General features: G+C 34.2%; 24 protein-coding genes and 1 pseudogene. 11 read left to right on the top strand and 14 right to left on the bottom strand.

Going from position 1 to position 21,679, the window contains the following annotated elements; genetic code table 11:
* Positions 1 to 18: 18 nt before the first annotated feature.
* The 4 genes from ABUA27_RS05155 to aroE are packed head-to-tail and all read right to left on the bottom strand — an operon-like array spanning position 19 to position 2,594.
* Positions 19 to 648 carry a TIGR01906 family membrane protein gene (locus tag ABUA27_RS05155; RefSeq protein WP_129981045.1) on the bottom strand — a complete coding sequence of 210 codons (630 nt, stop codon included), beginning with the start codon at positions 646 to 648 and terminating at the stop codon, positions 19 to 21.
* On the bottom strand, positions 635 to 1,147 hold the full coding sequence (locus ABUA27_RS05150) for a tRNA (cytidine(34)-2'-O)-methyltransferase (protein ID WP_006504316.1): 513 nt from the start codon (positions 1,145 to 1,147) through the stop codon (positions 635 to 637). The genes ABUA27_RS05155 and ABUA27_RS05150 overlap by 14 nt, the downstream gene beginning before the upstream one ends.
* Complete coding sequence (locus ABUA27_RS05145; protein WP_129981044.1) at positions 1,147 to 1,740, bottom strand: XTP/dITP diphosphatase; 594 nt, start codon at positions 1,738 to 1,740, stop codon at positions 1,147 to 1,149. The genes ABUA27_RS05150 and ABUA27_RS05145 overlap by 1 nt, the downstream gene beginning before the upstream one ends.
* On the bottom strand, positions 1,737 to 2,594 hold the full coding sequence (gene aroE / locus ABUA27_RS05140) for a shikimate dehydrogenase (RefSeq protein ID WP_238634399.1): 858 nt from the start codon (positions 2,592 to 2,594) through the stop codon (positions 1,737 to 1,739). The genes ABUA27_RS05145 and aroE overlap by 4 nt, the downstream gene beginning before the upstream one ends.
* Positions 2,595 to 2,689: 95 nt before the next feature.
* Here aroE and chbG point away from each other — a divergent pair, with 95 nt between their 5' ends.
* On the top strand, positions 2,690 to 3,424 hold the full coding sequence (gene chbG / locus ABUA27_RS05135) for a chitin disaccharide deacetylase (protein ID WP_129981042.1): 735 nt from the start codon (positions 2,690 to 2,692) through the stop codon (positions 3,422 to 3,424).
* 57 nt (positions 3,425 to 3,481) lie between these two features.
* Positions 3,482 to 4,669 carry an aminotransferase-like domain-containing protein gene (locus tag ABUA27_RS05130; protein ID WP_349820357.1) on the top strand — a complete coding sequence of 396 codons (1,188 nt, stop codon included), beginning with the start codon at positions 3,482 to 3,484 and terminating at the stop codon, positions 4,667 to 4,669.
* Positions 4,670 to 4,698: 29 nt separating this feature from the next.
* Here the strand turns inward: ABUA27_RS05130 and groL are convergent, their stop codons facing one another.
* From groL to ABUA27_RS05100, 6 genes are all read right to left on the bottom strand, one after another.
* Positions 4,699 to 6,318, bottom strand: coding sequence for a chaperonin GroEL (groL, locus tag ABUA27_RS05125; RefSeq protein WP_349820356.1), 1,620 nt, complete (start codon positions 6,316 to 6,318; stop codon positions 4,699 to 4,701).
* A gap of 12 nt (positions 6,319 to 6,330) precedes the next feature.
* Positions 6,331 to 6,591: a co-chaperone GroES gene (locus ABUA27_RS05120; RefSeq protein ID WP_006504310.1), complete on the bottom strand. Its 261-nt coding sequence runs from the start codon at positions 6,589 to 6,591 to the stop codon at positions 6,331 to 6,333.
* A gap of 142 nt (positions 6,592 to 6,733) precedes the next feature.
* Positions 6,734 to 7,756, bottom strand: a complete 1,023-nt coding sequence (locus ABUA27_RS05115; RefSeq protein ID WP_129981039.1) for a lysylphosphatidylglycerol synthase transmembrane domain-containing protein — start codon at positions 7,754 to 7,756, stop codon at positions 6,734 to 6,736.
* Positions 7,757 to 7,840: 84 nt separating this feature from the next.
* Positions 7,841 to 8,638, bottom strand: a complete 798-nt coding sequence (locus tag ABUA27_RS05110; RefSeq protein WP_287968427.1) for a metallophosphoesterase — start codon at positions 8,636 to 8,638, stop codon at positions 7,841 to 7,843.
* Positions 8,638 to 10,383, bottom strand: coding sequence for a ribonuclease J1 (gene rnjA, locus ABUA27_RS05105; protein ID WP_022425581.1), 1,746 nt, complete (start codon positions 10,381 to 10,383; stop codon positions 8,638 to 8,640). Before rnjA ends, ABUA27_RS05110 begins: the two co-directional genes overlap by 1 nt.
* 128 nt (positions 10,384 to 10,511) lie before the next feature.
* Positions 10,512 to 11,372, bottom strand: coding sequence for a DegV family protein (locus tag ABUA27_RS05100; RefSeq protein WP_129981037.1), 861 nt, complete (start codon positions 11,370 to 11,372; stop codon positions 10,512 to 10,514).
* 116 nt (positions 11,373 to 11,488) lie between these two features.
* On the opposite strand from ABUA27_RS05100, the gene ABUA27_RS05095 reads away from it, so the two are divergent.
* From ABUA27_RS05095 to ABUA27_RS05055, 9 genes are all read left to right on the top strand, one after another.
* Positions 11,489 to 12,283: a mechanosensitive ion channel family protein gene (locus tag ABUA27_RS05095; protein ID WP_287513496.1), complete on the top strand. Its 795-nt coding sequence runs from the start codon at positions 11,489 to 11,491 to the stop codon at positions 12,281 to 12,283.
* A gap of 48 nt (positions 12,284 to 12,331) precedes the next feature.
* A complete protein-coding gene (gene trxA / locus ABUA27_RS05090) occupies positions 12,332 to 12,640 on the top strand; it encodes a thioredoxin (protein WP_349820355.1) in 309 nt (102 codons plus the stop codon).
* 238 nt (positions 12,641 to 12,878) lie between these two features.
* Positions 12,879 to 14,489: a peptide ABC transporter substrate-binding protein gene (locus tag ABUA27_RS05085; RefSeq protein ID WP_287845450.1), complete on the top strand. Its 1,611-nt coding sequence runs from the start codon at positions 12,879 to 12,881 to the stop codon at positions 14,487 to 14,489.
* A gap of 87 nt (positions 14,490 to 14,576) precedes the next feature.
* On the top strand, positions 14,577 to 15,524 hold the full coding sequence (locus ABUA27_RS05080; protein WP_006504301.1) for an ABC transporter permease: 948 nt from the start codon (positions 14,577 to 14,579) through the stop codon (positions 15,522 to 15,524).
* A 1-nt stretch (position 15,525) separates the two neighbouring features.
* Positions 15,526 to 16,458, top strand: coding sequence for an ABC transporter permease (locus ABUA27_RS05075; RefSeq protein WP_022426021.1), 933 nt, complete (start codon positions 15,526 to 15,528; stop codon positions 16,456 to 16,458).
* Between the two features lie 2 nt (positions 16,459 to 16,460).
* Complete coding sequence (locus ABUA27_RS05070) at positions 16,461 to 17,561, top strand: ABC transporter ATP-binding protein (protein ID WP_330040605.1); 1,101 nt, start codon at positions 16,461 to 16,463, stop codon at positions 17,559 to 17,561.
* A complete protein-coding gene (locus tag ABUA27_RS05065; protein ID WP_217747242.1) occupies positions 17,548 to 18,501 on the top strand; it encodes an ABC transporter ATP-binding protein in 954 nt (317 codons plus the stop codon). Before ABUA27_RS05070 ends, ABUA27_RS05065 begins: the two co-directional genes overlap by 14 nt.
* 226 nt (positions 18,502 to 18,727) lie before the next feature.
* Positions 18,728 to 19,039, top strand: coding sequence for an AAA family ATPase (locus ABUA27_RS05060; RefSeq protein WP_287845456.1), 312 nt, complete (start codon positions 18,728 to 18,730; stop codon positions 19,037 to 19,039).
* Between the two features lie 54 nt (positions 19,040 to 19,093).
* Positions 19,094 to 19,609, top strand: coding sequence for a DUF8612 domain-containing protein (locus ABUA27_RS05055; protein WP_287968423.1), 516 nt, complete (start codon positions 19,094 to 19,096; stop codon positions 19,607 to 19,609).
* Positions 19,610 to 19,781: 172 nt separating this feature from the next.
* Here the strand turns inward: ABUA27_RS05055 and ABUA27_RS05050 are convergent, their stop codons facing one another.
* The 4 genes and pseudogenes from ABUA27_RS05050 to ABUA27_RS05035 all read right to left on the bottom strand — a co-directional run.
* Positions 19,782 to 20,114 carry a type II toxin-antitoxin system RelE/ParE family toxin gene (locus tag ABUA27_RS05050; RefSeq protein WP_129981031.1) on the bottom strand — a complete coding sequence of 111 codons (333 nt, stop codon included), beginning with the start codon at positions 20,112 to 20,114 and terminating at the stop codon, positions 19,782 to 19,784.
* Complete coding sequence (locus ABUA27_RS05045) at positions 20,104 to 20,361, bottom strand: type II toxin-antitoxin system Phd/YefM family antitoxin (protein ID WP_287968422.1); 258 nt, start codon at positions 20,359 to 20,361, stop codon at positions 20,104 to 20,106. The genes ABUA27_RS05050 and ABUA27_RS05045 overlap by 11 nt, the downstream gene beginning before the upstream one ends.
* 232 nt (positions 20,362 to 20,593) lie before the next feature.
* Entirely contained in the window at positions 20,594 to 20,854 is a 261-nt protein-coding gene (locus tag ABUA27_RS05040; protein WP_442877760.1) for a hypothetical protein, read from the bottom strand.
* Between the two features lie 644 nt (positions 20,855 to 21,498).
* Positions 21,499 to 21,679 (bottom strand): annotated as a pseudogene (locus ABUA27_RS05035) (hypothetical protein); the annotation flags it as partial.

Raw genomic sequence — 21,679 nt, 5'->3', positions numbered from 1 at the left:
ATTTTTCATAAATTATACTCATTTATTTGTATTAATGCAATTAATATGTTTGAAATATATACCTAAATTAATAAGAACACCTATTCCAATTAAACTAAATAGCGCAATCCCCAATGTCACAAAATAACTTTCAGGAAAGATATTGATAATAGGATCAATATCAGGATTAATCAGCCAGTAGTTATTGTTGAAAAGGATATGATGCATCATTGTGAATGCCCCGTCAAAATCAACATAGGCTGTTCCACCTACAATAAATACGAGTCCTAAAGTAGTGAATCCTGCCCACTTAAATGGTCTATAATCTTTCTCTTTGACTGTAGAGTAAATGAGATAAATAGTTCCAATAAGTATCACTAACCCAATCACTTCTAAACGATTCATTAATACTTTTACTTCATAAAAATGAAAAGCAGTATTCTTAGTCATAGGAAAAGCAGGGGTAGAAAGTGCTTTATGAGAGAATAGACTTAAATAGTGAATGATTGTCATATAACTTTCTCTTACAACCTTTTCACTTACCCCAATATTAGAGGCTATTAATGAAGAAGGATAGAGTACAGGCACAAATGTGACTAAGAGAATAGCACAATCAATAATCAAAAAAGTCAAACATACAGTTAAAAGAATACCTTTAAATTTCTTCATTGTATAAGAAGTCTTCTCCCTTTTGAACTTCTACTGTAGATAAATCAGGATAACCTTGCTGTCTTAATGCTTCATAAACACCAATGGCTACAGTATTAGATAAGTTCAAACTACGTGAATCTCCATACATAGGAATACGTACACAATCATCAATATACTTCTTTAAGATATCATGAGGAATACCATCATGCTCATGACCAAAGAAAAGATAGTGTTCACCTTCCTGTTTAAAATCATCTTCACTATAAACTTTCTTAGAATAACGTGTAAAGAAATGATAAATACCAGGATTCTCTTTTTCAAACTCTTCAAAGTTTTCATACACTTTAAAAGTGAGGTGATCAAAATAATCCATAACTGCTCTTTTCATTCTTGGATCATTTAACTTAAACCCTGTAGGTTTAATAATATGTAAAGGTGTATGTGTCGCTGCACATGTTCTCATAATATTACCTGTATTTTGTGGAATCGCAGGATGTACTAATACAACATGATTCATTACTTATGTGCCTCCTCTAAATAATCATATAAAGCTTTTAATGCCTTTGCACGATGAGAGACTTTATTCTTTTCTTCCATAGTCATCACTGCAGAAGTCTTCTTTAATGGTGGATAATAGAAAATAGGATCATAACCAAAGCCATTTTCACCATCAATACAATCATTGATTTCTCCTTCAAAAGTACCTAAGAAAGTCTTTGTTTCTTCATCAGGAATAGCCAAAGCCATCGCACATACGAAACGTGCTGTCTTATCTTCTTTATCTTTTACAGCATCAATAATCCACTGATTCTTAATATCATAACTTGTATCTTCACCCATAAAACGAGAAGAATAAATACCAGGTTGTTTATCTAATGCATCTACTTCTAAACCAGAATCATCTGCAAGAGTAGGCATATGAATCATATTCATCACTGTTTCAGCCTTAATCACTGCATTTTCAGTAAAAGTAGTCCCTGTTTCTTCAATATCAGGATTATAACCTAATACATCTTTAATAGACTTTACTTCAATCCCTAACTTTTCCAACATTGCGGAAATCTCTTTAAGTTTTCCTTTATTTGTTGTTGCAACTACGATCTCTTTCATTCGCTTTCCTCCATTCCTAACGCTACTTTGACTTCATGAATAGGCATATCCTTTCCTGTCCAGAATTTAAAAGAACATGCACCCTGATAGACAATCATACGTTCTCCATTCATATAATCAAGACCTCTTTGTCTTGCATAACTTAATAGCTTTGTTTCCTTAGGGTTATAAATAATATCAGCTACTTTTAAACCATCAGGTAACATATCAGCACTCTCAATTATACATCCTTCAGGATGAGGTGCCATACCAACACTTGTTGTATTAACTAATAAATAAGTATCCTTTAAATCTTCCTTTATACTTTCCTGATCAATTTTCTTTAAAGTAATAGGGCAGTCTAATTTCTTATTGAGTTCTTTAATAAATGGCTTATCAGAACGATTATAAACTACTATCTCTTTAGCACCAGCCAAAGCAAGAGAAATAATAATGGCACTTGCTGCACCACCAGCACCAAGCACTACAATCTTGTGTTTCGCAATACCCCATCCTTTATCACGGCAGGCCATCACAAAACCTTCTCCATCAGTAATATGACCAATGAGTTTACCATTCTCATTCTTTACAGTATTGATACTCTTCGCAAGTCTTGCCTGTGTTGTGAGTTCATCCATATATTTCATCATATCCTGTTTATAAGGCATAGAAATATTGTATCCCTTAATAGGTAATGTCTTAACGGACGTAATATAATCATCTAACTGATCTTTAGTCACTTCAAATGCAAGATAAACATCATTAATACCTAATGTTTGAAATGCAGTATTATGCATCATTGGTGAAAAAGAATGTTTAATAGGATTTGCGACAACCCCATATAAACCTGTATATCCAGTAATTGTATTTTTCATAACGGTCTCCTTTTGACTTGTATTATACATCATTTTCTCGATATGTGTGACTGTTCTTATAATATTTAGTACAATGGATTCTAGAGGTGAAAAGTATGATCAAGAAATTAATTATTAATGCTGATGATTTTGGTATGTGTGAAGGAAACTCCCTAGGTATCCTTCTTGCTCACGAAGAGGGACTTGTAAGTTCCACTACAGTCATGATGAATATGCCATATGCTTTGTGGGCCCTAGACAAGGCAAAGGCTTATCCTGATCTAGGAATTGGTGTTCATTTAACTTTAACTGCTGGTAAACCATTATTACCTGGCAAGAAAAGCTATACAGATGAAGAGGGAAACTTCCTAAGACCAAGTGCTTATGAAGATGAATTCCCAGATGGAGAACCAAATGAAGTCTATGAAGAATGGAAAGCACAGATAGAAGCTTTCATCGCACACACAGGACATCTTCCTACTCATCTAGATTCTCATCACTATGTTCATATGGAGCATAGACAATTAGAAGTCATCAAGCGTTTAGCCAAGGAATATAACCTTCCTATTAGACAAACAAGATATGTGGATGAAAACTACTTCCCAGCACGTTGTGAATTTTATAAAGATGGTGTAAGCTTTGAAACATTCAAAGAAATCTGCTCAACAGAAGGCTATGATACAGTAGAACTTGTTTGTCATCCTGCTTTAGTTGATGAAAGACTCATGAACGTATCTAGCTACAATATGAATCGTATCAAGGAATTAGAATTACTTAAGAGTGATGAATTCAAACAGTACATCAAGGATCACGATATTCAGATTATAACTTACGCAGATATAAAAAAATAATTAGGTGATTTCAAATAATAGTAGTAGAATGAGAAAAAAGTGAATGGAGTGACATATATGAGATACGCAGATAAGATGAAAAACGTAAAAAAATCAGCCATTAGAAGTGTCATGGCTGATGCAAGTGAGAATGGTACGGTAGACTATATTAGTTTTGCGAGTGGATTCCCTGATCCAGAAGCTATTCCACAGGAGAAACTAGAAGAAGTAGGACATAAGATTCTTCAAGAAAAGACTTATGAAGTTTTGCAGTATGGCTCTGCTCAGGGTTATACAGGCTTAATAGAATCTTCTAAGTCATTCATTAATAAGCATGAATGTATATGTACAAGTGATGATGATATTATTATTACAACAGGATCACAGCAGGGCTTAGATCTTGTGTCTAAGATATTCTGTGATGAAGGAGATTATGTTGTAGTAGAGAACCCAAGTTATTTAGGTGCTTTAAACTCATTTAAATGTAATGGGGCAAAGCTGCTTGGTGTTTCTTTAGAAGAAGATGGTGTAAATCTAAAAGAACTAGAAGAAGCCTTTAAGAAAGGACCAAAGGTATTCTATACAATTCCTAACTTCCAGAATCCTACCGGAGTCACAACATCTCTAGAAAAAAGAAAAGAAATCTATAACCTTGCAGTAAAGTATGATGTAGTTATTCTAGAAGATAACCCTTATGGTTATTTACGTATTACAGGAGAAGAAGTTCCTTCTATTAAATCTTTAGATCAAGACCATCGTGTTGTTTATGCAGCCAGTCTTTCTAAGATTATTTCACCAGGTATGCGTACAGGAATCATCTGTGCAAGTAAAGATATTATCTCTAAACTCTTTATGGCTAAACAATCAGGAGATAACCATACAAACAATCTTTCACAATATATGATGGATGCTTTCTTAAGAGAAACAGATATGGATGCACATATTAAACATTTACAGTCTCTTTATGCAAAGAAATGTAACTTCATGTTAGAGATGATCAAGAAGTATTTCCATCCTTCTATTCATGTCATTGAACCAGAAGGTGGTATGTTTATATGGTTTGATTTACCTGATGGAGTCAGAATGCCAGAATTCGTTCAGGCTTCTATTAAGAAGCATGTAGCCATCGTACCAGGTAATGAATTCATGGTAGATAGTACTAAGCCATGTCAATCTATTCGTATGAACTTCTCAGCTGCTTCTATGGAGAATATCGAAAAAGGTATTCAGATTCTAGGAGAACTAACATATCAGTTTTGTAAGTAATAAGAAAAGCCAGAATTTCTGGCTTTTTTTTAATACATGCCACCTTGTGGCATAACAGGCTGTTGTGGTTCTTCTTTCTTAGGAAGTTCTGCCACACCTGCTTCAGTTGTTAAGAATAAGGCTGAAATACTAGCCGCATTTAATAATGCGCTACGAGTGACTTTAGTAGGATCAATAATACCTGTTTCGAACATATTGACCCAGTCACCTGTCTTTGCATCAAATCCAAAGTCCTTTTCAGCAGTCTTCTGGATAGATACAATTTCTTCTTCATCATAACCAGCATTGATTGCAATCTGAGTAAGAGGCGCAAATAAAGAATTCATAACTACGTTAATACCCTTCTGGATATCTACATTCGTATCTCTGACCTGATTCTTTAATTCTTCATAGGCTTCTACTAACGCAGCACCACCACCAACAACGATACCTTCATCTACAGCGGCCTTAGTCGCATTAAGAGCATCTTCAATTCTTAATTTCTTTTCTTTTAATTCTGCTTCAGTTGTTGCACCGACTTTAATTGTTGCAACACCGTTAGATAATTTACCAATACGTTCTTTTAGGGTCTTCTTTTCATAATCACTCTTAGTATGAGTTAATTGTGTCTTTAATTCTTCTACACGTTTATTCACTGCCTCACTTGAACTATGACCAATAAGAGTAGTATTGTCTTTCTTTACAATCACTTTCTTGATCGTACCAAGATCATCAATAGTTAAATCAGAAAGCTTCATATTAAGCTCCTTGTTGTAGAATTTAGTACCAGTTAATACTGCAATATCCTCCAACATTTCTTTCTGTTTATCACCAAATCCTGGAGCCTTAGTAGCTACGACATTAAAGGCACCTCTTAACTTATTCAATACAAGAGAAGAAATCGCTTCATTCTCATAATCTTCTGCAATAAGTAATAATGGTTTATTAGCCTTTAATACTTGTTCAAGTACTGGAAGGATTTCCTGTAAATTAGTAATCTTCTGATTAGTGACTAAGATGAGTGGGTTATCCATTTCTACTTCCATCTTATCGGTATCACTTACAAAATAAGGAGATACATAACCCTTATCATACTGCATACCTTCATTGACTTCTAATTCATCATCAAAACTATTAGATTCATCTACATTGATAATACCATCTCTACCAACCTTATCCATAGCCTGAGCAATCAATTCACCAATATGACTATTAGAAGAAGAAATAGTCGCAACAGATGCAATATCTCTGCTTGTTTCTACCTTATGAGAATTCTTTAATAATACTTCAGCAACTGCTTTAGAGGCTCTTTCAATACCTTCTCTCATAAGTACAGGGTTTGCACCTTTTTCAACCTGCTTCATACCATTCACAATCATATCTCTTGCAAGAATTGTAGCAGTTGTTGTACCATCACCTGCAATATCATTTGTATTATTGGCTACTTCATATACAAGTTTTGCACCCATATTTTCAAAATGATCTTCTAATTCTATTTCCTTGGCAATAGAAACACCATCATTTGTAATTAAAGGAGAACCATAACTCTTCTCTAATACTACATTTCTACCTTTAGGACCAAGTGTGACACTTACTGCATCAGCAAGAGTATTCACACCTTTCAACATTGATTGACGTGCATCACTAGAAAAACGTATTTCTTTACTCATAGCTTATTCCTCCTATTCAATACATGCGAGAACATCTTTCTCGTCTATCACAATATATTCAACACCATCAAGTTTAACTTTTGTACCTGAGTATTCCTTGAATACAACACGATCTTTTTCTTTTAAATCATTTTCACATTGAGGACCTACTGCCACAACTTCTCCAACAGTAGGAAGACTCTTTGTCTCAGTAGTGAGAATAATACCACTAGCTGTCTTATTTTCTACTTCTTCTTTCTTTAATACGATATTCTTATTTAAAGGTTTCAACATAATTATTCCTCCTTGTTAGCACTCTTTTTATTTGATTGCTAAGAGTATTATAGCTCTTATTAGCACATTGTCAAGAAGAGTGCTAATTCATTTTTGGGCAGATTGGAGAAAAGTGCACAAAAAAGCCACTCCTAAGAGTGACTTAATCGTCTTTTCGTTTTGTATCTTTCGCAACGATAAATGTGATCATACCAAGTATTAATCCAAAATAGAAAGAGAAGAAACGCCATAAGAACATAGAACTAGAAGCATTAGCTCTTCCTAAGAAACCAAATAAGATCATATAACATCCTTCACTACCACCTGATGCACCAGGAATAGGGAGGAATGTATTAATTAAATTAATAATAGAAGCCAGTCCTAAGAACTGTACAAATAGGGTAACTGATACTTTTATTCCTAAAGCAAGACATGAAAAGAATGGTGTAGAGTAGATAATAGTAAGTTTCACTATATTACATAATACTGTCTGTAATAAAGCTTTTTTATTTTTCTGTAATACTTTCATCTGTTCTCTAAATTCACCAAAGTAATTCTGAATTCTAAAGCATGTTGATTCATAATCTTTTATAAGTGGTGTTTTAGAAAGAAGATAGACTACTTTATCTATAATAAAGTTCTGGAACTTCTTGCTTTTAGCACCTGCAAATAATAGAAGAGTGACTACCGCATTAATAAGAAATCCAACGGCTGCCATAGAGGATACACCTACACCTTTATCTAAGAAGTAGGCTGAATCCACAATCATAATCACTGCAGTAAAGCCCATGATCACTATTTGATAACTAATAAAGCACATGAGTAAGATACTTGTAGAAATGGCAGGGGAGATTCCCTGGTTATTAAATACAAACACCTGGGCGAACTGTCCTCCTGAAGAAGAAGGAGTTAAACCACTAAATAAAGTACCTACAAGTCCATTCACAAAACCTTCTTTAAGAGTAAAGTCTTTCTTATATAAACGCGCAAAGATCATTGTAGCGAGTCCATCAAATACATAATACATAAACATAATAAAACATAAGATGAATAGCCAGAAAGGATGCGCTGTAGTAATTGTTGTAAATACAGTAGAGACTTCAGAACCTACTGATAAGTATAAAGATATACCACTAATCACAAAAATTAATGCAATATTCAAGATATAGCTCTTCTTTGTTTTCATGGGAATCACCTCATTTCCCTATCTCTATTTTACCAATCTTACTCCTTATATGAAAGTAAAAGAAAAGAGTAGGGATTAAAATCCCTACTCGAATGTAATTATAATAATCTCATTTTCACACAATACTTTAAAATGATAGTTATGACGTGGCGCTACACCATTACTTACAATAAGCTCAGAACCACTTTCTGTATAACTTCCATGATTATAGGTAGTTGCATTATTACACTTTACAAGTGGTCCAATACCAGGGAACCAGATAGTCCCACCATTACTATGTCCAGATAACTGTAAATGTGTATGTCCTTTATTTTGACTAAAACTATCAGGATAATGACTTAAGGTTAAGACAAACCCGTCAGAAGCAGGTATTTCTTCCTGACTATTAATAGATTGTCCATAAAGGGTAAAAGAACTATTACGATAATGAATAGTACGAGCACTGTTATTAAGTACTTCAAATCCACCTTCATTAAGGATATTAGTCACTTCTTCAGCATGTGCATAATCTTCATCACCAAGTACCGCAAACTTACCATAACCTGGCTGGAGCTTCTTTAAGATCTTTTGTACTCTTGCATCCTCAATAGATTTACTTTCATACAGGTCTCCAGTAAATACAACCATATCATAACTTTGATCTTCTATCTCATCTACAATTTGTTCAAAACGATCAATATCTTTAGACGTTGTGATATGTATATCGGATAAATTTACAATCTTAAAGTTTTTAAAACCATCAGGTAATAATCCATTACTATAAGTCATTCTTGTAAAAGAATAATGTGTTCTAGAAAAGAGACATGTATAACCACCAAACAACACCAATGCGAAAACAATAATTGCAAGAATACCAGTACGAATAATTTTCTTTTTCTTCATTATTTCTTATTCATGATGACAGGAATAATCATCGGTCTTCTCTTTGTCTTAGTATAGAAATAAGATGTTAATGTTTCTCTGATTGTATTCTTAATTTCACCAAATGTTGTTTTTTCCTGCAATAAAGCACGTAGCTTACGATCCACAGCCATTTCTGCTCCATAAATCATAGGTTTACTATCTTTCATATAAACAAATCCACGGCTCATAATAACTGGTTTATGAAGTAAGATACCTGCATGAGAATCCATACTAATAAGTACTGCAACCATGCCATCTTCACTTAAAATCTGACGGTCATGTAATACTGCTGTAGATAAACCTGTTAAATCATTACCATCTACATAAATATCATCTGCATGTACGCTTCTTGTCTGGAATATCTCATGATCCTTTAAGCATAAACAATCCCCATTACTTAATACAAATGCATGATCAGGCTTTCCACCTACTTCTTCATATAATTTTTTATGTATACAAAGCATTTTATGTTCACCATGAACTGGGAAGAAGTATTTAGGCTTAGTAAGAAGCATCATAAGCTTCTGTTCTTCCTGAGAAGCATGTCCAGAAGTATGAAGGTTACTAATCATAGAGTTTTCTAGAACTCTTGCTCCAGAACGATATAACTTATTAATTAAACGTGATACAGAAGATTGGTTACCAGGAATAGGGTTGGATGAGAATAATACAGTATCACCAGGTTTAATCTTAATCTGACGATGTGTACCATTCGCGATTCTATTTAATGCAGCAAGTGCCTCACCCTGAGATCCAGTACATAGAATTAGTATTTCATTATCAGGAAGATGTTTTGCCTCATCATTCTTAATAAAGAAACGATCAGGACACTTGATATAACCCATCTTTCTTGCAACATCAATATTGTTGACCATTGAACGTCCATATACAAGAATCTTACGATTAAACTTAACAGCAGCTTCTACAATCTGCTGTACTCTATGTATATTAGATGCGAATGTTGCAACAATAATACGTCCTTCAGTCTTTCTGAATTCTTCCTGTACCTGTCCTGCAACAGTCTTTTCACTAATAGAGAATGTAGGTACTTCTGCGTTCGTACTATCACTCATTAATAAATCAACACCTGTTTCACCTAAGAAACTCATAATCTGATAATCAGCAGGATTAGCAACTGGAGATAAATCAAACTTAAAGTCACCTGTTTCTACAATACGACCATCAGGTGTATTTACAATAATCCCCATAGATTCAGGAATAGAATGGTTTGTATTAAAGAAACCAATATTAAAATATTTAGTTTTGATAGAACTTTCATGGTTAATAGGAATCATCTTAGTTACATGTGTAAGATGGTGTTCCTCTAGTTTTCTTCTAATCATGGCACAAGCCAATGGAGAAGCATAAATAAATGGTATATTCACTAGTCTTAATAAGAAAGGAATACCCCCAATATGGTCTTCATGGCCATGTGTAATAAATAATCCCTTGATCTTTTTATTATTCTTTCTTAAATAAGTATAATCTGGAATAACATAATCAATCCCAGGAAGACCTTCAGATGCAAATTTAACACCTGCATCAATAATAATCATTTCATCATTACATTCAATACAGTAAGTATTTTTACCAACCTCATTTAAACCGCCTAATGCGAATATCTTTGTTCCCTGTGTTTTAACATTATGATGTGTAGAAGGGAATCTTCTTTTAGAACGGTGAGGTTTGAATGTCTTTTTCTTTTCAGTATTATCGACTGACATAAATCACTATCCACCTCTTTCTCAAAAATGTAAAATCATTCATTAAAATAATAATATAAAAAAAGTGAATAATCAATGTTGTAAGGGAATACAAGCAAAAATTAAAAAAAGATGTTCTATCGAACATCTTAATAAGAACCTTTCTTATAGGCAGCTACTGCAAGTGAACCTGGACCGATATGGCAGGCAACACTTAATGATAAACGGTCAAAGATGACCTCTTTATCAGGGAATGCTTCTTTCACTTGTTCTAAATAATCTAAAGCAGCTTCTTTATCATAAGAATAAACACATGCTACTTCATAATCATCACCCCAGCCACGATCACTAATATCCTGTTTTACCTGGTCAATCATCATCTTACGAGCTTTTTTCATAGTACGTGAAGTACCATATTTATCTAACTTTTCACCTTGAATAGTAAGAATAGGTTTAATCTTTAATAAACCAGCAAGAGTTGCAGCAGCAGGGGATAAACGTCCACCCTTCTTTAAATATTCAAGTGTATCTACAGTAATATAGATAGTGGCATTCATCTTATTGTTCATAAGATAATCATAAATCTCTTTGGCACTATATCCCTTATCTGCCATAGCAATAGCATCTAGAACATCAGCCTTTTGCGTAGCTGAGATTCTTTGAGAATCCACAACAAATACTTTTCCTTTATACTGATCTTCATCCGCCATCATCATTGCTGTCTGACAACTTCCAGATAAGCCACTGCTCATAGGAATATGAATAATAGCGTCATGTGTTTTTAATATTTCATCCCACTTCTTTGCGATAATACCAATTGTTGGCTGTGAAGTGAATACTTCTGCACCACTCATTAATTTTTCATAGAAATGTTCTTGTGTTAAATTGATATCTTCTTCAAATTCTTTACCATCTATAGTGAAAGGCATCGGAATACAATAGATACCTAATTCTTTTGCTTCTGCCTGTGTAATGCCAGAGTTACTATCTGTCATGATTGCAATTTTCATACAAGGACCTCCTTCAGTCAAACACAATTTTAACAATTTTGAGGAATAAATCAACATTTTCTTGACTAATCAAGTTAGACGAATTACTTTAAATGTACATGAAAGGATTTACAAAAATGGTGAAAAAATACTTAGAAACACTTTATGGCATGGGAGAGAAAGCTCTTCAAGCCCTTATCATTATAGTTATTGGATATATTGTATATAAAATTTTTGATAAGTTATTTACAAAATTTATAGAAAAGTCTTCACAGGATGAAATTGTCTTAAACTTCTTTAAGACAATCATCAAGACAGTCTTTATTGTGATTATTGCGATTATGGCTCTATCACAGCTTGGTATTAATACAAGTTCTATTCTTGCTATATTTACTGCAGCTTCTGCTGCTTTTGCACTTGCTATTAAAGACTCACTCGCAAGCTTCTTTGATGGTATTATCATCTTACTAGCGAAACCTTTTTCAAAAGGAGACTTAATTGAAGTTGTAGGTGTCACAGGAAGAATCCAGGAAATCTCTTTACTCTATACAAATCTACTTACTTTAGATAATAAGAAGATTGTCATTCCTAATTCACAGTTAGCACACTCACCATTAGTGAACTATTCAAGTGAAGAAATGCGTCGTGTAGATTTAAACTTTGATGTTGTAATGGATAGTGATACAGAATTAGTTAAGAAGGTTATTATGGAAGAAGCCTTATCTAATCCTTATTGTCTCCATGATATTCCACCATTTGTGAATATGACAGAATATAAGGATAGTGCATTAACCTTTACACTTAGAGTATGGGCAGCCACAGATGACTATGAAATACTTAGGTGTAGTTTACTTGAAAATATGAATAAGCGTTTCAACGAAGAAGGCATAGAACTTGCCTATACGACCTATGATATTCATCTAAGCAAATAAGTTGCGGAATATTCTTCAATCTGTTTAAATATAGGTGAGGTGAAGAATATGAAAATTGTAGATCAGAACGGTTTTAATGAAACATTAAACAATAAGTATGTATTAGTAGACTTCTATGCAGACTGGTGTGGCCCTTGTAAGATGGTTGGTCCAGTATTAGAAGAATTAGATGCTGAAAATGATCAGTTAACTGTTGTTAAAGTCAATGTAGACAATGAACTTGATTTAGCATCAAAATACGGTGTCCAGTCAATTCCAAACATGATTTTCTTTAAAGAAGGAAAGGCTGTTACACAGATCATTGGTTTTGCGAATAAGGATGCAATCCTTGATAAAATCAACCCATTTATGGACTAAGAGGCACCTGATTGGTGCCTTTTTTATATGCGTGATTTTTCTTTTTGTGATAATAAATTAAGTGCAAAAAATATTAGAATTAGTCAATTTGTAGAAAAGACAAATAACTAAAATAGATTCATGAAATGCACAAAGATTTATACTAATGAATATTGACATGTATACACAAAGAGTGTAAGATGTTTTTCATGATAGTTGGATGCTATCATACAATTGTATCCATTATGGAGGGGAAAATATGAAAACAGTAAAGGTTTTAGTTGCTGCAAGTATGGCAGCGGCATTACTTGCTGGATGTGGAAGCAAAACTGATACAGATACTTTCAGATTTGCAAGTGAATTAGATATCCAGGGTATGGATTCTGCAGTAGTTGATGATGGTATGTCATACAACGCAATCCACGCAATCACAGACGGCTTAACAGCATTAAATGACAAAGGCAAGACTGTTCCAGCATTAGCTAAGAACTGGGATGTAAGTGCTGATGGTAAGACTTACACTTTCCACTTAAAAGATGCTAAGTGGTCAAATGGTGATGAGGTCACTGCCAACGATTTCGTTTATTCTTGGAAGAAAGTTATTAAGAATGCAGGTACATATGCTTACATGTTAGGTGATGATGGTGCATCAGTTAAGAATGCGAGTCAGTTGATTGACCTAGGCCCAAAGGCAACTGATGAACAGATGAACACTTTAGGTGTTAAAGCAGCTGATGATAAGACTTTAGTTGTTGAATTAAACAACAAGGTTCCATATTTCACAGACTTAATGGCTTTCCCATGCTACTATCCACAGAACGAAAAGTTCGTTGAAAAATGTGGTAAGAACTATGGTACTAAACCAGAATACACATTATCTAATGGTGCTTATAAGATGACTAAGTGGATCAAAGGTAACAAAGCAACATTCACTAAGAACGATAAGTACTATGATGCAAAAGCAGTTAAGACTAAGAACCTTGAAATGTTTCTAGTACAGGATCCTAAGACTGCTGCACAGAACTTTGACAATGGTAAAGTTGACTATGCAACAATTAACTCTACATTAGTAGATAAGTATAAAGGTAAAGATACTTTCACAACATTCAATGAAGGTTTCTTATTCTACTTAAACTTAAACTTCCAAGTTAAGACTCTTGCTGATAAGAACGTAAGAGAAGCATTGTCTTACGCAATTAACAGAAAAGACTTATGTGAAAGCGTCTTAAAGGATGGTTCTAGAGCTGCTACTGGTATGGTTCCATCACAGTTATCTAAGAGCCCAGCTGGTAAAGACTTCCGTGATGATGCAGGTGTTCTTGTAGGTTACGATGTTAAGAAGGCTCAGGAATACTTAGATGCAGCTAAGAAAGAATTAGGTACTGATACAATCACAGTTGATTTATTATATGGTACTGATGAATCACCAATGGATACTATGGCTGAATACTTACAGGGTTCATTCACTAAGTTAAAAGGCTTGAAGGTAAACATGGTTGCAACTGTTAAGAAAGACAGAATCTACAACAGAGAAGAACATGGTACTTACGAGATTGCATGTACTCGTTGGGGTCCAGACTACGCTGATCCAACAACTTACTTAAACTTATTCTTGACTGGTAACTCAAATAACTTTGGTAAGTACAGCAATGCTAAAGTTGATTCATTAATGAAACAGGTTCAGACTGAATCAGACTTAAATAAACGTTGGGACTTAATGACTCAGGTAGAAAAGACTGCACTTGATGATTTAGCTTATATTCCAGTATTCGAAAAGGGTGCTGCAGCATTAAAGGCTAAGAATGTAAAAGGACTTGTTCATTCAGCAGTTGGTGTTCCTTATACATTCAAATACGTAACTATTAAATAAGAATAAACAGAACATAGTGAGAATAAACACATTATAGCTCTTGCTATAATGTGTTCTTCTTTTTTAAATGAAAGGTGTGATATTTATATGGATAAATCCATGATTAGGTATATCTTAAAGAGATTGCTTATTTCAGCAATTACTCTATTTGTTATACTAACAGTTCTGTTCATTATGACTCGTTGTATGCCAGGTTCTCCATTCAACTCAGAAAAGTTGAGTCCAGAACAGCAGAAAGTCATTATGGCAAAATATGGTCTTGATAAGCCAGTTCTAGTACAGTATGGTACATACTTAAAGAATATGTTATCAGGCGATTTCGGTGTTTCTTATGTTTTATACAAAGATCAGAATGTTTCTGAATTAGTATTTGACGCAGCTAAGATCTCATTTGCTTATGGTATCGCTGCATGTATCTTAGGTACATTAGTAGGTATGTTACTTGGTATCGTTGCTGCATTAAACAAGAACACTATTTGGGATACAATCGCAACTATTATTTCTATCTTAGGTGTATCTATCCCATCATTCGTATTCGCATTATTACTTGTTATCTTGTTCAGTAATGATCTTCGTATCTTGCCAACAATGTATGATGATATGAATCCAATCTTCTCATCTATATTGCCAGTTATCGCTTTATCTATGAGCGTTATTGCCAACGTAGCTCGTTTCACTCGTACAGAAATGATTTCTGTATTAAATAGTGAATATATGACTCTTGCAATGGCTAAAGGTTTAGATCGTAAGACATTAATCTTCAAGCATGCATTACGTAATGCCTTAATCCCAGTAATCACTATCTTAGGTCCAATCCTAGTTAACTTGATGACTGGTACAATGGTAGTAGAACAGATCTGTTCTGTACCAGGTTTAGGTAAGCTATTAATTAACAGTATTCGTGCCAATGACTACAACATCATCGTTGCATGTTCATTCTTATATGCATTCATGTATATCGTTATGATGTTAGTAATCGATGTATCTTATGGTATTATCGATCCACGTATCCGTTTAGGAAAGGGGGACAACTAAGATGGATGACAAGAAATATGAATTTTTGCCAGATGATTTTGAGTTTATCGGTGATAAACAGAATATCAACATTGATGAAGTTGCTCCTGCAAGACCTGCTTGGAAAGACGTTGTTTACCGTTTTACTCAGAACAAAGGTGCAATCTTTGGTTTAGCTTGTATTATTATCATTGCTTTACTTGCTATCTTTGTACCAATGATTTCTCATTGGAAATATGATGCAATTGATACAAGTATTGCGAATATTCTTCCAAATGGTACTCATTTCTTTGGTACTGATAAATATGGCCGTGACTTGTTCGTAAGAACATGGCAGGGTACTCGTATTTCATTAATTATCGCATTAGTTGCAGTAGTTATTGATATCGTAGTTGGTATGACTTATGGTTTAATTTCTGGTTACTTTGGTGGTTTAATTGACTCTGTCCTTCAGAGAATTCAGGAAATCATCAACTCTATCCCAACACTAGTAGTATTAACTATTCTTTTAACAGTATTAAAGCCTTCTTTATATACCGTTATTCTTGCGTTAATCTTCACTGAATGGATTCCTATGTCTCGTATCACAAGAGCACAGGTATTAAAAATCAAGGAAGATGAATTCATTCTTGCTTCTAGAACATTAGGTGCAAGCAATATCTTTATCTTATTCAAGGAAATCTTACCAAACATCTTTGGTCAGTTAATCATCATGTCTATGATGACTATCCCAAATGCAATCTTCTATGAAGCATATCTAGCATTCGTTGGTTTAGGTTTAACTGTACCTCAGGCTTCACTTGGTACTTTGATCAACTCAGGTTTCGAAGTGTTCACAGTATATCCAACTCAGATGACTATCCCAGCTATTATCCTTGCAGTATTGATGTTAGGATTCAACTTATTAGGTGATGGTTTAAGAGATGCACTTGATCCTACTATGAAGGAGATGTAATTATGGCTGACAGAGAAAGAATTTTAAAAATCAGAGACTTAAATATCTCCTTTAAGATTGAAGGTAAGAAAGTGAATGCCATCCGTGGTGTTAACTTAGACCTTTATAAAGGAGAAACAATTGCGATTGTAGGTGAATCTGGTTCGGGTAAATCAGTTACTACAAAAGCTATCATGGGTATCTTAGCTAAGAATGGTAGTATTGAAAGTGGTTCAATCGACTATACTTGGCATGATTCAGATACTGATGAAAAACATACAGTAGATATCACTAAGATGACAGAAAAGGAAATCCAGAAGGAAATCCGTGGTCGTAAGATTGCGATGGTCTTCCAGGATCCAATGACTTCTCTAGACCCAACAATGACAATTGGTAAACAGATCATGGAACCAATGATGTATCATTATGGAACATCTAAAGAAGAAGCATATAAAAAGGCTGTAGAACTTCTTGAAGAAGTAGGAATCACAAATGCAGAAAAACGTATGAAGAACTACCCTCACCAGTTATCTGGTGGTATGAGACAGCGTGTTGTTATCGCAATCGCTTTATCATGTGATCCATATGTATTAATCTGTGACGAACCTACAACAGCCCTAGATGTAACTATCCAGGCTAAGATCCTTGAATTAATTCAGGACTTACAGAAGAAAAAAGGTATTTCAGTTATTTATATCACACATGACTTAGGTGTAGTTGCTAAGGTAGCTGACTTCGTAAACGTTATGTATGCAGGTAAGATTGTAGAAACAGGTTCTATCGAAGATATCTTCTACAGACCTTTACATCCATATACTTGGGGTCTTTTATCAGCAATGCCTGATTTAAATACTGATGATCCAGAATTATATACAATTCCTGGTTCACCACCAAACGTTACAAAAGAAATCAAAGGTGATGCATTCGCACCACGTAATAAATATGCTTTAAATATCGATAAGAGAATTGAACCACCTATGTTCAAAGTAGAAGGTTCTACAACTCATAAGGTAGCCAGCTGGTTAATGCATCCAAATGCGCCAAAGGTAGAAATGCCTGAAGCATTAAGAAAGAGAATCGATAACATGATGAAAGAAGGTGTACCAAGTAATGGACAAGAATAGTCAGACTCCAATTCTTGAAGTCAAGAATTTAAAACAGTATTTCTATCCAAGTAGAAAGTTTACTGTAAAAGCCGTTGATGGTATCTCATTCAAAATCATGCCAGGTGAAACATATGGTTTAGTAGGTGAATCTGGTTCAGGTAAATCTACTACTGGTCGTGCCATTATTAGATTATATGATCCAACTGATGGTCAGATCATCTTCGAAGGTGAAGATATCACTGGTAAGATGTCTAAGAAAGCTCTTAAGACATTACGTACTAAGATGGCTATGATTTTCCAGGATCCAATGGCTTGTTTAAACCCTCGTAAGAAGGTTATTGATATTATTGCTCAGGGTCTTGATATTCATCATGATTATAAAGATGAAAAAGAAAGAGAAGAAAAGGTTTATAAGATTCTTGAGATGGTAGGTCTATCAAAAGAACATGCGAACCGTTTCCCACACCAGTTCTCTGGTGGTCAGAGACAGCGTATTGGTATCGCAAGAGCCTTAATTATGAACCCTGATCTAATCATTGCTGATGAAGCAATCTCAGCCCTAGACGTATCTATTCAGGCACAGGTTGTAAACCTAATGAAGAAGATGCAGAAAGAAACAGGTGCTGCTTACTTATTCATCGCTCATGACTTATCAATGGTTAAATACATCTCTGATAGAATTGGTGTATTACATTTAGGTCACTTAGTAGAAACAGGAACTGCAGATGAAATCTTTAGTAATCCTCTCCATCCATATACAAGATCATTATTATCTGCCATCCCTCATTCTAACCCAAGAGTAGAGAAGGTAAGAAAATCATTCTCTTATGATTATGAAACAAGTGGTCTTGATTATGCGGCTGGTACTCAGCATCAGATCACTGATACACACTTTGTATTAGGTACTGATGAAGATGTTGAACAGTTCAAGAAAGACGCAGCAAACTTCAAATTATAACTTCAAAAGACTATGACACTTATGTGTGATAGTCTTTTTTTATACTCAAAAATGTTGAGGTACTACACTTATTCGCTGTAAAAAGTGTAGTTGTATCACATTTATTCGTTGTAAAAAGTGTAGAGGTAACACATTTTATCGTTGTAAAAAGTGTAGTGATAACACATTTTTTCGCTGTAAAAAATGTAAAAAGGTTATATAAAGGAATAATAAGGCAGGTGTCTCTATGTGTCGATATGCAATAGAAGAATTATTCAAATGGAAAGAAAAGCCTATTCGTAAGCCAATGATTATACATGGTGCAAGACATGTAGGTAAAACATGGCTGATGAAAGAGTTTGGTAAGAAAGCTTATACTCATACTGTTTATATTAATTTTGAAGATAATGTAACTATGGAAGATTTGTTTTCGTATGATTTAGATACAAAACGTTTGATTACAGGTATGGAACTGTATAGTGGTAAAAAAATTGATCCTGACAACACACTTCTTATATTTGATGAATTACAGGAAGTACCTAGAGCCTTAACTTCTTAAAAATATTTCAATGAAAATGCACCTGAATAGTATATTGTATGCGCCTGTTCATTCATGGGAATTGATTTACATCAAGGGACATCATTTCCAGTAGGTAAAGTAGATCTTATGAACCTCTATCCACTTAGCTATAAGGAATTCTTATTAGCAACTAAACAAATTGATGCTTTGAAGGACTATTATTTTGTAGGTGGTATGCCAGAAGCTGTACAACATTTTGTGAGTCATCATAGTTATGATGAAGTACGCAATATACACAAGAGAATTTTATTAGATTATGAACATGATTTTACACGTCCAAAAATAAGTAAAGTATGGAATAGTATTCCAATACAGATTTCTAATAATACATATGAAGGGAAACGTGGTAAAGGTTTTGATGTGGCTGTTAAGTGGTTAGCTGATTGTGGATTGATATACATAGTGAATCGTGTGAGACAGGTAAAAGCACCCTTGAAAATACATGAGGATTTCAATACATTTCAATTATATCTATTAGATATAGGATTATTAGGATGTATAGCAAAACTTGATGAGCATACACTAAGTAAACAATATATATGTCAGTAGCTTATAGCAACAGAATATGTGAGTATATATTGTACAGATGATACTGATTTCTTGATAGAGAAAGAAGAGGGCATTATTCCTATAAGTGCGCAAAAGACACTATAAAGGAATGGAACTTATCCTGGATCTATAAATAAAAGCATCGATCAACTCGTGAACGGTGCTTACGTAATTAAATATCCAGTTTTATATGAATTTCAGTGATGTTTTGTTTGCCATATACAATACGTAGGATATAAATTATTTTTTCTCTCATATCAGGAAGATAGTACATAATATAATTTCCAATCAGTTTCTTTCGGAGATTTTCTACTTGTAAAAATTCATTGTCTACTGGAGAACCACTTTCAGGAAAAGCTCTTGTTTCGTCAATATTATCCTTTAACTTGTCTACGAAATCAGATGCTGCCTGTGGAGTTGAAAGTTCAACTGCTATATACGAGACAATTCCATCTAAATCAGATTCTGCTCTTTTGGTCAGTCGATATCCAAATTTAGATGCCATACTTGCTCCTTATATTAGAAATTGCAGTGTCTCCTTCTACTGTGTTTCCAGATTTCACATCTTTCAAACCATCCAATATTGTTGTTGCTTCATCCATCTTTCTCATGGTTTTTTCATAATAATCAATGTCCATAACAACCAATCTGCCGTATCCATTCTTGGTTACGAATACAGGACCGTTTTCTTCTGCACAGCGACGTTCTACTTCAGCTGTATTTTTCAAATCATGCATTGGAATAATCTTCATACAATCAGCTCCTTTCTTGTGGCTATATTATAATCTATATTTAGCCACGGTGTAAGTGACTGTGAATTATTACGATTAAAAAAACGACACAACCAGACGAATTTTTCCCTTGATCTGCTTTGTAGGTCAGTAAAAAAATGCAGTCTTGTATGGTATCGGCATCATACCATTTATTTTCCAGCATCATACGAGCCAGTTTTTGTCGGTGTAACAACCGCTTGATACGGTCATATCAGTAACGGTAGTAGAGAAAAGCGACCAATGCACAAACACCAGTCGTTATCAGAACCGTAATGGAATTGTAGGCAGTCCAAGTAATTCCGACATGGAGCAGGTTAAAGTCTGTCCAGTCTGTGACAAGGAGCTGTCGCAGATTCAGTAGCAGGAACACCGCAACAAACAGGAGCAACAGCCAGCCGATACAGAAATAATAGACCAGCGATTTATCACTGGCACGAATCCTGTTACCTTTAGATTCTATCCATACTTTCATTAAAACTCCTTTCTTCGGGTATAAGAAAAGCAGTCAATCTTATAGACTAACTGCTCGCATAAATAATAAAATCATTATGTTCAATTTAAGAAAAGTGTTGCTATAGGTTATCTTATTCAGCTAATATGCCATAACGATATTGTTGTCGGTATCATTAAACTCACTTCTGTCATCATCTCGTTGACAGCGCCTAACGATTTGCCATCATCAGTAAGATATCTCTTCTCTATAGGAAATACGCAAATGATGCAAAGAAAGTATGGATTGAAGAGGCATTAGAAAAGGTATCAAGATTGGTGAACCAGATAGTATTGAGGACTATTTTGGAAAATTCAAATTGAGAATCCCTAAGACTCTTATCTAGAAATGACGGCTTACTTTTAAAATAGAAGACAATGACATAAGCATTTACACAGAAACTGTCTAAAGGCAATGTCCGGAGTTCACATTCCGGCTTTTTTGCTTGAGTAAATCTAAAGTATATTTAGTCGCTTGCTTTTTTTAGATATTTCATAGATGTTTTATAAATGATTAGTAGGATGAAATAAAGGAGAAGTGTGAAACAAAAATCAATCAAAACGTATAAAAAAAGACAAACTTAAAAACAAGTTTGAATAATTTAGAAAAAATAGAATAATTGAATATTATAGTTTAGTTAATTTAGAAACGTCAAAACCTGATTTCTTAAGAAATTCAATTGCTGATTCTTCTGTTAAATCTTGTTGCTTTATAGGTGGCTTAGGATTTCTAAATGATTCATAATCTGAAGGATTAAATGTCTCTCCAGTAAGAATCATATGGTATATACTGACAAGCATCATTCTT

This window comes from Catenibacterium sp. RTP21428st1_D7_RTP21428_210409 (assembly GCF_040227455.1).
GTDB lineage: Bacteria > Bacillota_I > Bacilli_A > Erysipelotrichales > Coprobacillaceae > Catenibacterium > Catenibacterium mitsuoka_A.
This window is presented reverse-complemented; position numbering and strand designations above follow the sequence as displayed.

Excerpts from the sequence above, each read along its gene's own strand:
- ABUA27_RS05155 (WP_129981045.1), bottom strand. The coding sequence starts at position 648 with ATGAAGAAATTTAAAGGTATTCTTTTAACTGTATGTTTGACTTTTTTG.
- ABUA27_RS05150 (WP_006504316.1), bottom strand. The coding sequence starts at position 1,147 with ATGAATCATGTTGTATTAGTACATCCTGCGATTCCACAAAATACAGGT.
- ABUA27_RS05145 (WP_129981044.1), bottom strand. The coding sequence starts at position 1,740 with ATGAAAGAGATCGTAGTTGCAACAACAAATAAAGGAAAACTTAAAGAG.
- aroE (WP_238634399.1), bottom strand. The coding sequence starts at position 2,594 with ATGAAAAATACAATTACTGGATATACAGGTTTATATGGGGTTGTCGCA.
- chbG (WP_129981042.1), top strand. The coding sequence starts at position 2,690 with ATGATCAAGAAATTAATTATTAATGCTGATGATTTTGGTATGTGTGAA.
- ABUA27_RS05130 (WP_349820357.1), top strand. The coding sequence starts at position 3,482 with ATGAGATACGCAGATAAGATGAAAAACGTAAAAAAATCAGCCATTAGA.
- groL (WP_349820356.1), bottom strand. The coding sequence starts at position 6,318 with ATGAGTAAAGAAATACGTTTTTCTAGTGATGCACGTCAATCAATGTTG.
- ABUA27_RS05120 (WP_006504310.1), bottom strand. The coding sequence starts at position 6,591 with ATGTTGAAACCTTTAAATAAGAATATCGTATTAAAGAAAGAAGAAGTA.
- ABUA27_RS05115 (WP_129981039.1), bottom strand. The coding sequence starts at position 7,756 with ATGAAAACAAAGAAGAGCTATATCTTGAATATTGCATTAATTTTTGTG.
- ABUA27_RS05110 (WP_287968427.1), bottom strand. The coding sequence starts at position 8,638 with ATGAAGAAAAAGAAAATTATTCGTACTGGTATTCTTGCAATTATTGTT.
- rnjA (WP_022425581.1), bottom strand. The coding sequence starts at position 10,383 with ATGTCAGTCGATAATACTGAAAAGAAAAAGACATTCAAACCTCACCGT.
- ABUA27_RS05100 (WP_129981037.1), bottom strand. The coding sequence starts at position 11,372 with ATGAAAATTGCAATCATGACAGATAGTAACTCTGGCATTACACAGGCA.
- ABUA27_RS05095 (WP_287513496.1), top strand. The coding sequence starts at position 11,489 with ATGGTGAAAAAATACTTAGAAACACTTTATGGCATGGGAGAGAAAGCT.
- trxA (WP_349820355.1), top strand. The coding sequence starts at position 12,332 with ATGAAAATTGTAGATCAGAACGGTTTTAATGAAACATTAAACAATAAG.
- ABUA27_RS05085 (WP_287845450.1), top strand. The coding sequence starts at position 12,879 with ATGAAAACAGTAAAGGTTTTAGTTGCTGCAAGTATGGCAGCGGCATTA.
- ABUA27_RS05080 (WP_006504301.1), top strand. The coding sequence starts at position 14,577 with ATGGATAAATCCATGATTAGGTATATCTTAAAGAGATTGCTTATTTCA.
- ABUA27_RS05075 (WP_022426021.1), top strand. The coding sequence starts at position 15,526 with ATGGATGACAAGAAATATGAATTTTTGCCAGATGATTTTGAGTTTATC.
- ABUA27_RS05070 (WP_330040605.1), top strand. The coding sequence starts at position 16,461 with ATGGCTGACAGAGAAAGAATTTTAAAAATCAGAGACTTAAATATCTCC.
- ABUA27_RS05065 (WP_217747242.1), top strand. The coding sequence starts at position 17,548 with ATGGACAAGAATAGTCAGACTCCAATTCTTGAAGTCAAGAATTTAAAA.
- ABUA27_RS05060 (WP_287845456.1), top strand. The coding sequence starts at position 18,728 with ATGTGTCGATATGCAATAGAAGAATTATTCAAATGGAAAGAAAAGCCT.
- ABUA27_RS05055 (WP_287968423.1), top strand. The coding sequence starts at position 19,094 with ATGGGAATTGATTTACATCAAGGGACATCATTTCCAGTAGGTAAAGTA.
- ABUA27_RS05050 (WP_129981031.1), bottom strand. The coding sequence starts at position 20,114 with ATGGCATCTAAATTTGGATATCGACTGACCAAAAGAGCAGAATCTGAT.
- ABUA27_RS05045 (WP_287968422.1), bottom strand. The coding sequence starts at position 20,361 with ATGAAGATTATTCCAATGCATGATTTGAAAAATACAGCTGAAGTAGAA.
- ABUA27_RS05040 (WP_442877760.1), bottom strand. The coding sequence starts at position 20,854 with ATGAAAGTATGGATAGAATCTAAAGGTAACAGGATTCGTGCCAGTGAT.